Source organism: Intrasporangium oryzae NRRL B-24470, assembly GCF_000576595.1.
GTDB lineage: Bacteria > Actinomycetota > Actinomycetes > Actinomycetales > Dermatophilaceae > Intrasporangium_C > Intrasporangium_C oryzae.
In genome coordinates this window covers 32,649-47,117 of record NZ_AWSA01000021.1, presented here as the reverse complement: position 1 = coordinate 47,117, position 14,469 = coordinate 32,649, and the positions used below count along the sequence as shown (strand labels likewise).

The window sequence follows — 14,469 nt, the reverse complement described above, 5'->3', positions numbered from 1 at the left end:
CCGCTCGGCGGGCTTCGGCATGGGCCTCCCCGGCCGTGGCCCGTCAGGGCGGTTCAATTTCTGCCGTTTGTGCGTCGCGGCACGCTGCTCAGGACTAGCGTCTTTGCCGTCGCGCCCGGCTAGCCCGGTCGGGCGCTCGGCGCCTGTGGGAGGCAGCAGTGTCCGTATCACGTGCCCACGTCCTCACCGCCCTGGCGGCGGCAGCGCTGATCGCCGGCGCGGCCGGCGCCCCGAGCGCCACGGCCCTGGCCGAGCCGCAGGCGCTCGCGGTCGCCGCGGCCAGTCCGGCGCCGCCCCCGAAGGCCGACCGGGCCCTCATGTTCGCGTCCGACGGCATGCGTCCGGACCTCATGGAGAAGTACGCCGCGCAGGGAGCCATGCCGACCTACGCGTCGATGATGGCCAAGGGGGTCAAGGGCGACAACGGCATGGTCCAGGCCTTCCCGCCCAACACCGGCGTGGGCTGGTACACCATGGCGACGGGCACCTACCCCTCCGAGCACGGGTCGACGAACAACACCTACTTCCGCTCGGGCGACGCGTTCAACAACCGGACGAGCTTCTCGGCCGGCGGCACGCTTCAGGCCGACACCCTGGCCGCCGCGGCCGAGCGCGCCGGCAAGAAGGTCGCCCAGGTGGAGTGGGTCGGTGGTGCCAACGCGGGCATCAAGGGCCCGACGGTCGACTTCGCGAACTTCTTCTCGACGCGCGGTGTCCTCGCCGCGCCGGCCAATGCCGGCGAGCAGGCCGGCGCGGCCGCCTTCGGGATCAGCTACCAGGTCGCGTCGTTCGCGCCTGCCTCCGGGTGGACCAACGTGCCGGCGGGCGACCCCGCCGCACCACCAGAGGAGAGCTCGCTGACGGTGGCCACGTCCTTCACCGCGCAGAACCCCACCCGCACCTACGACCTCTACGCCTACGACTCGGTCGTCGACGGCACACGGGCCTACGACACCGTCGTCCTGGTCCGCGCGGGGGCCGCGAAGGACGGCAGCCAGGCAGCCACAGCGCTTCGCAAGGGTGACTTCAAGGAGATCAAGCTCAAGGGTGCCGACGGCCTCATCGGCGCCCGCGCCGGCCAGACCGCAGGCTTCTACACCAAGCTCATCTCGATGGCGCCCGACCTGTCGAGCTTCAAGCTCTACTTCACCTCGGTCCAGCGGGTCATCGCGACGTGCGCCACGGCGGCGTGCAACGCGCTTCCCGCGGGCGGCGCGGGCGAAGACCGGCTCGAGAAGTACATCGCCGACAACCTGCCGACGGCCGTCGACGCCGACTTCGCGCCGCTCGAGGCCCGCATCATCGACGAGGACACCTACGTGCAGCAGGGGCGTGACCTCGAGCAGGCCTACGGCAACGCGGTTCTGCAGTACGTCCTCGGCACGCTGCAGCCCGACACCGACCTGGCCTTCGTCGGCTACCCCGTCACCGACGAGTTCAGCCACCAGTTCATGGCGCTGGTGACGCCGACCGATCCCCAGGGTGATCCCAACCCGGTCTACGACGACGCCGACTACAACGGCCAGCCCGACGGGCGGGTCGCCATCCGAGAGGGCTACATCGCCAGCGCCTACCACGCGGCCGACGTCAAGCTCGCGCTCGCCCGCCAGCTGCTCGGCGGCAGCCCGACGACGATCGCCGCGTCCGACCACGGCTTCGGTCCCCAGTGGTATGCCGTCAACGCTGCCAAGGTGCTCTCCGACGCCGGCCTCCAGGCGCCCGAGCAGCCGGCGAACTGCCGCGCGGCGGCCACCACCAACCTGGCCAAGGCCTGCTGGGCCGGCGGCACCGCGCAGATCTACATCAACCCGACCCTGCCCTCCGGCACGACGTACGAGCAGGTTCGAACTCAGGTGATCAACGCCTTCCAGAGCCTCACCGACCCCGCCCACCCCGGCAAGCCGGTCGTGCTCAAGATCCTCAAGAAGGAAGATCTGCGCAACGTCGACGGCAGCGACTCGCTCAACCCGAACCGCAGCGGCGATGTGGTCGTCGTGGCCGCTCCGCCGTACCAGTTCGACGCAGCAACCCCGGGGCAGACGATCGCCCTGTCCAACTTCTTCGGCCAGCACGGCTACCTCCCCGACCTGGTCGACCTCGCCCACAACATCAACATGCACGCGACGTTCGTCGCGGCCGGACCCGGCATCCGCCACCAGAACCCGGTTGCCGGCATCCGTGCCATCGACCTCGCGCCGACGATGGCCTTCCTCCTGCGGGTCCCCGGGCCTCAGAACGCCCGCGGCAAGATCCGCCTCGACCTCACGACGGCGCCCAACCTCAAGACGGTCACCGTCCTCGACATCAGCGACTTCCACGGTCAGCTCATCCCGATGTCGGAGGCCGCAGACACGGTCGGCCCGACCTTCGGGATCGGGGGCGCGGCCTTCCTCAAGCCATGGTTCGACTGGTACCGCAGCGCCAACGAGGCGCCCAACGGTTCGCTCCTCGTCGCGGGCGGCGACTCCGTCGGCGCGACGCCGCCGATCAGCTCGTTCTTCGGCGACACCCCGACCATCCAGACGATGAACGACATGGGCCTCTCGGCCGACGGCCTCGGCAACCACAACTTCGACAAGGGCTCGCAGTACCTGCGCTCGACCCTGATCCCCCTGGCGACGTACCCGTTCCTGTCGGCCAACGTCGTGGACGCCAACGGGAACACCCCGGCCGAATGGAAGCCGTCTGCCGTGTTCTCCTTCGACGGCGTCAAGGTCGGCGTCGTCGGGTTCACCAACGACGACGCCCCGACGCTCGTCTCCCCGACGGCCTTCGACCCCTTCCACGTCGCGAGCTCCCTCACGGCGGTCAACGCCGAGGCGGCCCGGCTCAAGGCGAGCGGCATCGGGACGATCCTCGCTCTCGGCCACCTCGGCGCGACGGACGGGACACTCACCCAGCCGACGGGACCGCTCCTCGACCTCGCCGACAACGTGACGAACGTCGACGCGGTCATCGGCGACCACACCGACTTCCAGGTCCTCAGCACCCGGAGCAACGGTGTCCTGACGACGGAGAACCGCAGCAAGGGCATTCGGTTCACCCGGGTCCGGCTCGTCGTCGACCCGACCACGAAGCAGCCGGTCTACAAGACGGCCGACTTCCACAAGCCGTGGGACATCGGCGTGACCCCCGACCCGACGATCCAGGCTCGCATCGACGACCTCAACGCGCAGCTCAAGCCGATCCTCGGAACGGTCATCGGCAACGCGACCCGCTTCATCCCTCGGGCCGATGCCTGCGGCAACGGGGCCGGCCGGACGTGCGAGTCGCTCGTCGGCAACACGGTGGCCGACTCGATGCGGCAGAAGTACGCCTCCGTGGGGGTGGAGTTCGCGATCACCAACTCTGGTGGCCTGCGCGCGGACCTCACGTGCCCCACGACCGACAACCCGAGCGACTTCTGCCCGGCCTACACGCCGCCGCCGTACCCGATCTCGCGAGGGCAGGTGCTCACCGTCCTGCCGTTCGGCAACGTCGTCGTCAGCCTCAACGTCAACGGCGCCGAGCTGAAGACGATGCTCGAGAACGGCGTGTCCCGGATGCCGGCGGTCGACGGCCGCTACCCGCAGGTCTCCGGCCTGTGCTTCACCTACGACATCTCGCGACCCGCGGGGAGTCGCGTGACGGGGGCCGTGCGGCAGGCCCAGGACGGGTCGTGCACGGGTGCGCCGGTCGACCTCACGGTGGGGAGCACGTACAAGATCGCCGAGAACGACTTCATGGCGTCCGGTGGTGACGGCTACCCGTACTTCACCCCGCGGGTCACGACACTCGACATCATGGACCAGGTCCTCGCCGACCACGTGGCGGCGAACAGCCCGCTGTCGCCGACGATCCAGGGTCGGAGCGCCTGCACCACCTCCGGCTCCACGCTGTGTCCCGTGGTCGTCCCGTGACGCCAGGGGGAGGGGGTGTGACCCGCGCGTGAGGGGAGCGCTGCGCACCCTGGGCGCGATCGCCGTGGCACTCGCCACGGCGATCGCGCTGACGACCCCGGCCGATGCACACGGGGGTGAGGAGGGGATGGTCGTCGAGCCCGCGGCCACGTCGGCGGGCGCCGTGGTCTCGGTGCGCGGCGACCTGCCGACGACGAGCAGCATCGTGCTCGTGCTCGAGTCCTCGGCGGGGAGGACCGTGACCCTCGCGCGCGTCGAGGACCCGCCGCAGGGACACTTCGACACCCAGGTCGCGGTCCCGGCGACCGTCACACCGGGGGCGTGGCACCTCCAGGCCAGGGTCGGTGACACCGTCCTCGCCGAGCGCGAGCTCCTCGTGTCCGAGGCCGCTCAGCCCCCCGCCGGGGACGACCGGGCCGAGCCCGTCGTCGTGCCGACGGGGCCGGCGAGCGCCGCGCTCAGCGCGATCCGTCCCGACGCCGGCTCCCTGTCCGCCGGGCACGCCGATCCGTCCGGGCGCTCCGAGCCGACCCCGTGGTGGCCGTATGCCGTACTCGTCCTTGCGCTGGTCGGCGCGGTCGCGTGGATGCGCAGGCGTGATGCCTGAATGCTCCGCAGGTGCCGGAACGCTCCGCAGGTGAGGGTCGTCAGCAGCCGGTGATCCGGTACAGCGTGTAGTCGCCCACGGTGCGGACCTTCTCGACGCCGGGGTTGTGGTCGAGGTCGGAGAGGCCGGACGAGCGCTCGGGCCGGTCGAGCCAGTACACGTGCGGCGAGCCGATGGCCCACCGGATGTTGTGCCGCTTCAGGGCGTCGCAGACGTCCGGACGGTTGACGAGGTCGTTGAACCCGGTGCCGATGACGATCTCGTCGCCGGTCGTCGGGATCGGGATCGACCGGTAGAGCGTGTCGGTGCCGAAGAGGGCGAACATCAGCGGCGTGCCGTTCTCGGGACGTCCGACGACGCCCTCGCCGGCCGGGATCGACGTGCTCAGCTCGCGCAGCTGAGCCTGGGCCTCGCGGCTCAGGATGACGTGGCTGGGGTCACCCGGGCGGAAGAACGTGATCAGCATCCGGTCGCGCGCGCCGTGGTCCCAGAGCACCGTGGCGGCCGGGATGACGGCGAGCGCGACGAGGGCGGCCGCGAGGGGCCGGGCCCGCAGGGCCGGGATGCGGCGGAGCAGGGCCCGGACCGCGGGCGCCGAGGCGGCGACGAGGACGACGCCCGGCACGGCCGCCAGGGCCGCGAGCCGGATCTTGTCGTTGTACCAGTAACCGGTGATGAGGGCGGTCCAGCTCCACGACGAGGAGGCGGCCATGACGTAGAGGACGACGCAGGCCAGCCACATCGCGACGACGGGGATCGCAGCCCGGGCACGCAGGAGGATCCACCCGATGCCGAGGGGCAGGAGCAGGAGCAGCCCCCAGAGGACGCTCGCGATCTGGAGGCGGCCGCCGACGACCTCGACGAGCGCGGTCCACACCGAGACCCGGCCGGTCCACACGTAGGACTGGGTGGAGGCGAGCCGGGCGGACACCAGCGGTGCCGCGAGCAGCCCGACGGCGACGAGCGCCGCGACGAGGCCGAGGTCGCGCCCGACGGCGGACCAGCTCGCGTGCCCGAGGACCCCGGCCCGGACGCGGGCCGTCACCAGCCAGACGAGGGCGAAGACGACGAGGGCGACGAGCGAGTTGGGCTGGATGAGGGCAAGCCCGGGCAGCGCGGCGACGAAGCCGAGCCACTGGCCGACCTGCCTCGACCGGGCGGCCTGGAGCATGAGGGCGAGGGCGCCGGGGGTGAGGGCCGTCCCCATGAGGTTGGGCCAGAGCACGCCCCAGCCGAGGAGGATCGTCGGGAAGGAGACGAAGGCCGCGGAGGCCAGCCCGGCGGCATACGTGACGAGGCGGGACGGGCCGAGCGCGTGGCGCACGAGAGCGACGCAGCCGATCGGCCAGACGAGCGCCGCGAGGACGAGCGTCGCGACGTTGGTGCCGGGCAGGACGTCGGCCGTCCCGGAGAGGAGCCCGGTCGCGATCCACGAGTGGAACCCGTTGGGGTAGAAGGTCGGGTTGGCGATGGAGAGGTTGCCGGTCTCGAGGAAGAGCCGGATCCGGTCGAGGTGGTAGACCGCATCCGGGGAGTCGACGAGCTCGTCGGGCCGCCCGATCGCCGGCAGGATCGTGACGAGGGCCAGCACGAACCCGATGGCGATCGCCGCGACCGCCGCGGGGCGGGGCTTGCCGAGGAGGCGACGGGCCGGGGTGAGGTCGGCCGGGTGAGCGGACCCGAGTCGCGTCCGGGCGAGCCCGTGCGCGACGAGCCACGCGATCCCGGCGGCGATCGCCGTGACGGCGAGGAGCGGGAGCCAGCCCCAGCGCACGCCGACACGCTGCAGGAGGGTCGCGGAGGCGGCGACGACGCCGACGGAGACGGCCGGGGCGACGGCGAGCGCCTCGAGGCCGCGGGCCCCGAGGGCGCGGACGACGAGCCAGCCCGGGGCGAAGAGGACGGCCGAGAGCACGAGGAAGGCAGGCACCATCCCCACCCACGAGGGGGCGTCGGTCGGCATGGGGGCTCCGTCTCTGTTCGTCTGTGGGGCGCGTCGGGTACGCCCGGCCGTCGTCCGACGGGGGCGCGCCGCCCATTGTCCCCGGTCGGTGCGATTTCCCCGCAACCCGGTCCAGGGCCTACGATGGACGGCGGTCACGTGTGCCTGTCGCACGCGACCGGAATTCGCGCGTCTTCTGCCGGCCCACGGGCCGGGCCGCACCACGGCAGTCCCGGCTCCCGAGCCTGATCGGGTAGCCCGGGTGGGGTGCGTGCAGGCGCCAGGAGTGGGACGTATGCCGCTGGGCTCGGTCGGAGTGATCCGTGCCGGAGCAGCGGGGTCGCCCGCGACCAACTGACAACAAACGAACAAGGAGAACACGGCATGGCCGTCGTCACCATGCGCCAGCTCCTCGAGAGCGGCGTCCACTTCGGGCACCAGACCCGTCGCTGGAACCCCAAGATGAAGCGCTTCATCATGACCGAGCGCAACGGCATCTACATCATCGACCTGCAGCAGTCGCTGACGTACATCAACAACGCGTACGACTTCGTCAAGGAGACCGTGGCCCACGGCGGCACGATCCTCTTCGTCGGCACGAAGAAGCAGGCCCAGGAGCCCATCGCCGAGCAGGCGACGCGCGTCGGCATGCCGTACGTCAACCACCGCTGGCTCGGTGGCATGCTCACCAACTTCCAGACGATCTCCAAGCGCCTCACGCGCCTCAAGGAGCTCGAGGAGCTGAACTTCGACGACGTGGCCGGCTCGGGCTACACGAAGAAGGAGCTGCTCATCCTCAAGCGCGAGAAGGACAAGCTCGAGAAGACCCTCGGCGGCATCCGCTCGATGGCCAAGGTCCCCTCGGCCGTCTGGATCGTCGACACGAAGAAGGAGCACCTCGCCGTCGACGAGGCGCGCAAGCTCGGCCTCCCGGTCATCGCGATCCTCGACACCAACTGCGACCCCGACGAGGTCGACTACAAGATCCCCGGCAACGACGACGCGATCCGCTCCGTCACGCTGCTGACGCGGGTCATCGCGGACGCGGTCGCCGACGGCCTGGTCCAGCGCTCGTCCGGCCGCTCCGGCGCCGACGCGACCGCTGAGGAGCCGCTGGCCGAGTGGGAGCGCGAGCTCTACGCCGAGGCTGCGACCCAGGGTGGTGCCACCGAGGCCGTCCCGGCCACGGCCGAGGCTGCCGAGGCGCTCGAGGCCGACGCCGCCGAGCAGGCCCCGCTCGAGGTTCCGGCTGCTGACGCGGCCGAGCAGGCCTGACCCCTTCAGCCACAGTCATTTCCACGGACGAAAAGAGCGATACAGAGCATGGCGAACTACACCGCCGCTGACATCAAGGCGCTCCGCGAGCAGACCGGCGCGGGCATGATGGACGTCAAGAAGGCCCTCGACGAGGCCGACGGCGACCGCGCCAAGGCCATCGAGATCCTTCGCGTCAAGGGCCTCAAGGGCGTCACGAAGCGTGAGGGCCGCTCGGCCTCCAACGGTCTCGTGACGGCCCAGGCCGGCGACGGCGTCGGCACGCTCGTCGAGGTCAACTGCGAGACGGACTTCGTCGCCAAGGGCGAGAAGTTCATCGCCCTCGCCGACCAGGTCCTCGCGCAGGCCGTCGCCTCCAAGGCGACCGACGCCGACTCGCTCCTCGCGAGCACGCTCGAGGACGGCAAGACGGTCAAGGACCTGCTCGACGAGGCCAACGCGACCATCGGCGAGAAGATCGAGGTCCGCCGCGTCGCCCGCATCGAGGGCGACAAGGTCGTCTCCTACCTCCACAAGACGAGCCCCGACCTGCCTGCGCAGATCGGTGTCCTCGTCGCGATCGAGGGTGGCGACGAGACGGTCGGTCGCGACGTCGCGATGCATATCGCCGCGTTCAGCCCGACGGTCCTGACCCGCGAGGAGGTCGACGCCGAGACGGTCGAGAACGAGCGCCGCGTCGCCGAGGCCACCGCGCGTGAGGAGGGCAAGCCCGAGGCTGCCCTGCCGAAGATCATCGAGGGTCGGGTCAACGGCTACTTCAAGGAGAACGTCCTGCTCGAGCAGCCGTTCGCCAAGGACGCCAAGAAGACCGTCGCCAAGGTGCTCGAGGAGGGCGGCGCTTCCGCGACGTCCTTCGCGCGCTTCCGCGTCGGCCAGTGAGGCCCCGCGCCTAGGCGCGTTCCCAGCCTGAACGAGACGTATGCCGCCCACCTCCCGAGGTGGGCGGCATACGTGCGTCCGGCGCCGGTCGGACGGGACGCGACGCCGTCCCGTGATCTACTACACGCTGTCGTAATAGTCACACGCCAAACCCCTTACCTTCATACCCACAGGGGTATCTCATGGAGGTATGACCACCACAACGAAGAAGTCCCTGGTGGTGCTGGGCGCGGGCACGGCCGGAACAATGGTCGCGAACAAGCTCCGCAACCGCCTCCCGAAGAGTGACTGGCACATCACGGTTGTCGACAAGACCGACATCCATGACTACCAGCCCGGCTATCTCTTCATCCCCTTCGGGATGAACACCCCCGAGCAGGTCCGCAAGACGAAGCACGCCTTCATCCACGACGGCGTCGAGCTCGTCCTCGCCGAGGTCGACAAGGTCGACCCGGAGGCCAGGTCCGTAGCCCTGACGGACGGGCGCAGCCTCGCCTACGACTACCTCGTCATCGCCTCGGGCACGAGCCCGCGTCCCGACCAGACCCCCGGCATGCTCGGTGACGAGTGGCACCGCTCGGTCGGGGAGTTCTACACCTACGACGGGTCGGTCGCGCTCCGCGACAGCCTGCGCCGTTTCCGCGGCGGGCGCCTCGTCGTGCACATCACCGAGCTGCCCTTCAAGTGCCCGGTCGCCCCGCTCGAGTTCACCTTCCTCGCGGACGACTACCTCAAGGAGCGCGGCATCCGCCACCAGACGGAGATCGTCTTCGTGACCCCGCTCGACGGCGCCTTCACCAAGCCCGTCGCGAGCAAGGAGCTCGGCCACCTGCTCGAGGAGCGCGGCGTCACCGTCGAGACCGACTTCATGGTCGAGCGCATCGACCAGGAGCGCAAGGTCCTCGTCTCCTACGACGAGCGGGAGGTCCCCTACGACCAGCTCGTGACGATCCCGCTCAACATGGGCGCGGACTTCGTGGCCCGGTCGGGCCTCGGGGACGACCTCAACTACGTCCCGGTCGACAAGCACACGATGCAGTCCACGCAGTACCCGGAGATCTTCGCCCTCGGCGACGCAAGCAACATCCCGACCTCGAAGGCCGGCTCGGTGGCGCACTTCTCCGTGGAGATCTTCGTGGAGAACTTCATGGAGCTCGTCGCGGGCCAGCCGATGACGCACTCCTTCGACGGGCACGCCAACTGCTTCGTCGAGTCGGGCGCAGGCAAGGCCCTGCTCCTCGACTTCAACTACGACACGGAGCCCCTGACGGGGACGTTCCCGATCCCCAAGGTCGGCCCGATGACCCTGCTCAAGGAGTCGCGCGCCAACCACCTCGGCAAGCTCGCGTTCCGGCACATCTACTGGAACCTGCTGCTTCCCGGCCGCCCGATGGGCCTCCCCGCACACATGTCGATGTCCGGCAAGATCCCGGCCGACGCAGCCTGAAAGGACTGATCCCCATGCCCAGCACCACGATCGCCGGCCGCCAGATCGACGTCAACGAGGAGGGCTTCCTGTCCAACCCCGACGACTGGACCGAGGAGCTCGGAGCCGAGTTCGCCCGGCTCATCGGCGTCGACATGAGCGAGGAGCACTGGAAGCTCGTGCGGTTCCTCCGCCAGGACTACAAGGCCATGGGGGAGACCCCGACCCTGCGCCGGGTGAGCACGCAGACCGGTATGCCGGTCAAGCAGCTCTTCACCCTCTTCCCGGGCAAGCCGGCCAAGAAGATGGCCTACGTCGCGGGCGTGCCGAAGCCGAAGGGGTGCGTCTGAGCCGGCGGCCCTCCGCCGAGCCCACCCCTTTCGCAAACCACCTCGACCAGACACAGGAGCACGCCATGACCGACACGAAGCCCGACATCCAGTCCGACATCCAGACCGAGACCCCGTTCGTCCCGTCGTTCGACACCCCGGCGGAGGAGGGTCGCAAGCTCGCCATCATCTGCAGCAAGGGCACGCTCGACATGGCGTACCCGGGCCTCATCCTCGGGAACGCAGCGCTGGGCGAGGGCGTCGAGACCCACCTGTTCTTCACCTTCTGGGGTTTCGACATGATCAACAAGAAGACCCAGAGCAGCCTCAAGGCGACGCTCCTCGGCAACACCGCGATGCACATGCCCCAGGGCCTGGGTGGCATCCCGGGAATGACCCACCTCGCCACGTCGCAGCTGAAGAAGGCCATCGCCGAGCTCGACATCCCCGAGGTGCCCGACTTCCTCGACCAGATCGTCGCGTCAGGTGGTCACCTGTGGGCGTGCCGACTGTCTGCGGACATGAACCACCTCACCGAGGCGGACCTCCGTGACGATGTCGAAGGCATCATCTCGGCGTCCGACTTCATCGAGATGACCGCAGGCGCCCAGCTGCTCTTCATCTGAGCAGCCGGGATCTGGACGGCCCGGGGCGTGCGCATCCGCCCCGGGCCGGTTCACGTCCGGCCCTGATCACCGGTCTTCACACGATCTCCAGATGCCGCGCCCACGGCCGCCAGACGCCCGATCCTAGGCTGCGGGGCATGAACCAGGGGAGCTCGGCGACGCCGCCGACCATGGCCGTACCGGTGACGCTGCTCGTCGTCGAGGACGATGCCACCATCAACCAGGCCCTCACGGACCGGCTCGTGGCCGAGGGCTTCCGGGTCGTCCAGGCCTTCGACGGCCCGGGGGCGGTGGTGGCTCAGGAGGTCCACGCGCCGGACCTCGTCGTGCTCGACGTCATGCTGCCGGGCTTCGACGGCCTGGAGGTGTGCCGCCGGATCCAGGCCGTCCGCCCCGTGCCGGTCCTCATGCTCACGGCGCGCACCGACGAGACCGACCTTCTCGTCGGTCTCGGGGTCGGGGCCGACGACTACGTCACCAAGCCCTTCCGGATGCGCGAGGTGGTGGCCCGGATCCGCGCGCTCCTTCGCCGGGTCGAGCGCGCCAGGGCGCTGGCCACCGAGCAGCCACCGGTGCTGGCTCTCGGCGATCTCGAGATCGACCGCGCCTCCCGACGCGTGTCGGTGGCCGCCGAACCGGTCCACCTCACGCCGCTGGAGTTCGACCTGCTCCTCGCCCTGGCGCTCGACCCGGGAGCGGTGCGCGGGCGCGACGACCTCATGCGTCAGGTGTGGGGGTGGGCCGACGCCGGTGGCACGCGAACCCTCGACAGCCACGTCAAGGCCCTGCGCGCCAAGCTCGGCCCCGACCGGGTCCGGACGGTCCACGGCGTCGGCTACGCGCTCGAGGTCGGCCGGTGAACCCGGATCGCCCGCTCGACGGCATACGGTCGATCAAGGCGAAGCTGGCCCTGCTCGTCGGGGCCAGCATCGTCGCCGCCGCGCTCGTCTGGGCGATCGGGGACCGTGCGGGGGTGCCCGCATGGCTCACCGTGCCGGTCACGGTCGTGGCCGCCCTCGGGGTGACGCAGTGGCTGGCCCGGGGGATGACGTCGCCGCTGCGGGAGATGACGGACGCGGCCGCCCGGATGGCGACCGGCGACTACTCGCGCCGCGTGACCGCGACCTCGGCGGACGAGGTCGGCACCCTGGCCGCCGCGTTCAACACCATGGCCACCGACCTCGCCACCGCCGACCACCAGCGGCGCCAGCTCGTCGCCACGGTCTCGCACGAGCTCAGGACGCCCCTCGCCGCCCAGCAGGCGCTGCTCGAGAACCTCGTGGACGGTGTCGTGCGCCCCGACGACGCCGTCCTGCGCACCGCGCTCGCCCAGGCCGAGCGGCTCGGCGCCCTCGTCGGCGACCTGCTCGACCTCAGCCGGGTCGACGGAGGCCGGGCTCCCCTCGACCTCGCGCCGGTCTCCGTGGGCGACCTCGTGGCACGCGCCGTCGCCGAGGCCCGGGTGTCGCACCGAGGCGTTCGACACGCCACGAGCGTCGAGCCGCGAGACCTCGTCGTCACCGCCGACGCAGCGCGGGTCCACCAGGTGCTCGCCAACCTGCTCGACAACGCAGCCCGGCACAGCCCGCCCGGGTCGACCGTCACCGTCGGCGCCGGCGCCGACGGTCCGGACCGCTGGTGGCTCGAGGTCTCCGACGAGGGCCCCGGCATCCCGCCCGAGGCGGCGGAGCGGGTCTTCGACCGGTTCGGCTCGGGGGACGACGCCGGCGGCGGCACCGGCATCGGGCTCGCGATCGCCAGCTGGGTCTGTGAGCTCCACGGCGGCTCGATCGCGGTGGAGCCCGCCGAGCCCGGATGCCCAGGTGCCCGGCTCCGCGCCGTACTGCCCCGACGGCCTCGCGCGGCTGTCGATCCTGCGCCCACCTCTGCACCCACCTTCCCGACATCACCCAGGAGCAAGGAGCACGCAATGGCCCATTCCCGTCCCGCGCCCGCCGGTCCGGCCCCCACCGCGGGGGCCGTGCCGGTCCCCGACCCGCAGCCGTTCGTCGACACGGTCTTCGGTGACCTGTGGCCCGAGGCGGGGTTGCGGCCCCAGATCGCGGTCCTGCTCGCCTCGCTCGCCGTCGGTTTGCTCGCCGCCGCGATCCTCCCGTTCCGCGATGTCGGGCTCGCGTTGCTCATCGTCCTGCTCGCGGGTGGCACGCTCGTGTGGCGGAGCTCGGCCCGCAGCCGAAGCCACTGGTCCGTCGTCACCACGGTCGTCTGCGTCGGGCTCGCGAGCCTCGTCGTCCTGCGCGCCGCCGAGTGGGTCTCGATGCTCGCCATCGCGACCGGCGTCCTGCTCACGACGACAGCCCTCACCGACGCGAAGAGCCTCCCGTCGTTCGCAGCCGGCATCGCCGCCTGGCCGCTCTCCGCGCTTCGCGGCCTCCCGTTGCTCGGGCGGACGATCTCGGCCACGAGCCGCGTCACGATCCTCTGGCCCATCGTGCGGACAGTGGCCGTCTCGATCGTCGCGCTGGTCGTCTTCGGCGGCCTGTTCGCCTCGGGCGACGCGATCTTCGGCTCGTGGGCGCAGGCGCTCGTACCCGACCTCGCCTGGGACAGCCTGGTCTTCCGGTCGTTCGTCGGCTTCGTCTTCGGAGGCTCGCTCCTCGCCCTGTGCTACCTGGCCCTCAACCCGCCGCGGGTCGGTCGACTCGCCCTTCCCGGAGGAAGGCCCGTCACCCACACGTGGGAGTGGGTCGTGCCGGTCTCGCTCGTGGTCGCCCTCTTCGTCGCCTTCGTCGTGGCCCAGGCGGCCGCGCTCTTCGGAGGGCACGACTACGTCCAGCGGACCACCGGCCTGACCTACGCCGAGTACGTCCACCAAGGCTTCGGCCAGCTCACGGTGGCGACCCTGCTCACCCTGGCCACCGTCGCCATCGCGGCGCGCAGGGCCCCACGGGACACCGCCCGTCACCGACTCGTGCTGCGGAGCGTCCTCGGCGCCCTGTGCCTGCTCACCCTCGTCGTGGTGGGATCCGCCCTGCACCGGATGGACCTCTACCAGCAGGCCTACGGCTTCACGGTCCTGCGGCTTCTCGTCGACGGCTTCGAGCTGTGGCTCGGCCTGCTCGTCGTCCTCGTCCTCGTGGCGGGCGTGCGCCTCTCGGGCTGGTGGCTCCCGCGCGCCGCGATGGTCAGCGCCGCCCTCTTCGTGCTCGGCGCGGGAGTCGCCAACCCCGAGGCCTGGGTCGCCCAGCGCAACATCGACCGCTACGAGGCGACCGGTCGGCTCGACGCGAGCTACCTCCACTCCCTCGGGCCCGACGCCGCTCCGACGATCGTTGCGGGCCTGCCGAGGGACCTGGCGTCCTGCATCGTCAGCGCGCACGGGCTCCCGGCAGAGGGCGACCTCCTCGAGTGGAACCTCGGTCGGGCGCGTGCCGCGTCTCTCGGAACGGGTGCCCTGTCCGATCTCGAGCAGTCCTCGTGCGCCAACCTGCTCCGCACGGGGCTGCCGCGCTGAGGCAGGATGTC

10 protein-coding genes are annotated in these 14,469 nt (G+C 70.8%); 9 read left to right on the top strand and 1 reads right to left on the bottom strand.

From position 1 onward, the window contains the following. Positions 1 to 158: 158 nt before the first annotated feature. Both N865_RS11290 and N865_RS11285 read left to right on the top strand, forming a co-directional pair. Positions 159 to 3,899 carry a 5'-nucleotidase C-terminal domain-containing protein gene (locus tag N865_RS11290; RefSeq protein WP_034805666.1) on the top strand — a complete coding sequence of 1,247 codons (3,741 nt, stop codon included), beginning with the start codon at positions 159 to 161 and terminating at the stop codon, positions 3,897 to 3,899. A 28-nt stretch (positions 3,900 to 3,927) separates the two neighbouring features. Beyond that, the gene (locus N865_RS11285) at positions 3,928 to 4,506 is read left to right on the top strand and encodes a hypothetical protein (protein WP_034805664.1); all 579 of its coding nucleotides are present in this window, start codon (positions 3,928 to 3,930) and stop codon (positions 4,504 to 4,506) included. Between the two features lie 40 nt (positions 4,507 to 4,546). On the opposite strand, the gene N865_RS11280 is transcribed toward N865_RS11285, so the two are convergent. Continuing rightward, the gene (locus tag N865_RS11280; protein ID WP_034805662.1) at positions 4,547 to 6,469 is read right to left on the bottom strand and encodes a DUF6541 family protein; all 1,923 of its coding nucleotides are present in this window, start codon (positions 6,467 to 6,469) and stop codon (positions 4,547 to 4,549) included. A 363-nt stretch (positions 6,470 to 6,832) separates the two neighbouring features. Here N865_RS11280 and rpsB point away from each other — a divergent pair, with 363 nt between their 5' ends. From rpsB to N865_RS11245, 7 genes are all read left to right on the top strand, one after another. After that, the gene (gene rpsB, locus N865_RS11275) at positions 6,833 to 7,723 is read left to right on the top strand and encodes a 30S ribosomal protein S2 (protein WP_034805660.1); all 891 of its coding nucleotides are present in this window, start codon (positions 6,833 to 6,835) and stop codon (positions 7,721 to 7,723) included. Positions 7,724 to 7,771: 48 nt separating this feature from the next. Beyond that, a complete protein-coding gene (gene tsf, locus N865_RS11270; protein WP_034805658.1) occupies positions 7,772 to 8,602 on the top strand; it encodes a translation elongation factor Ts in 831 nt (276 codons plus the stop codon). Positions 8,603 to 8,792: 190 nt separating this feature from the next. After that, positions 8,793 to 10,049 (top strand): type III sulfide quinone reductase, selenoprotein subtype, encoded by a 1,257-nt coding sequence (gene sqr, locus N865_RS11265; RefSeq protein WP_034805656.1) that lies wholly within the window; start codon positions 8,793 to 8,795, stop codon positions 10,047 to 10,049. Positions 10,050 to 10,063: 14 nt separating this feature from the next. Next, positions 10,064 to 10,378, top strand: a complete 315-nt coding sequence (locus tag N865_RS11260; RefSeq protein WP_034805653.1) for a TusE/DsrC/DsvC family sulfur relay protein — start codon at positions 10,064 to 10,066, stop codon at positions 10,376 to 10,378. A 65-nt stretch (positions 10,379 to 10,443) separates the two neighbouring features. Continuing rightward, positions 10,444 to 10,983 (top strand): DsrE/DsrF/DrsH-like family protein, encoded by a 540-nt coding sequence (locus N865_RS11255; RefSeq protein WP_051510476.1) that lies wholly within the window; start codon positions 10,444 to 10,446, stop codon positions 10,981 to 10,983. A gap of 137 nt (positions 10,984 to 11,120) precedes the next feature. Then, positions 11,121 to 11,843, top strand: a complete 723-nt coding sequence (locus N865_RS11250; RefSeq protein ID WP_157557661.1) for a response regulator transcription factor — start codon at positions 11,121 to 11,123, stop codon at positions 11,841 to 11,843. Beyond that, positions 11,840 to 14,458 carry a DUF4153 domain-containing protein gene (locus N865_RS11245; protein WP_034805650.1) on the top strand — a complete coding sequence of 873 codons (2,619 nt, stop codon included), beginning with the start codon at positions 11,840 to 11,842 and terminating at the stop codon, positions 14,456 to 14,458. The genes N865_RS11250 and N865_RS11245 overlap by 4 nt, the downstream gene beginning before the upstream one ends. The last annotated feature ends 11 nt before the right edge of the window (positions 14,459 to 14,469 follow it).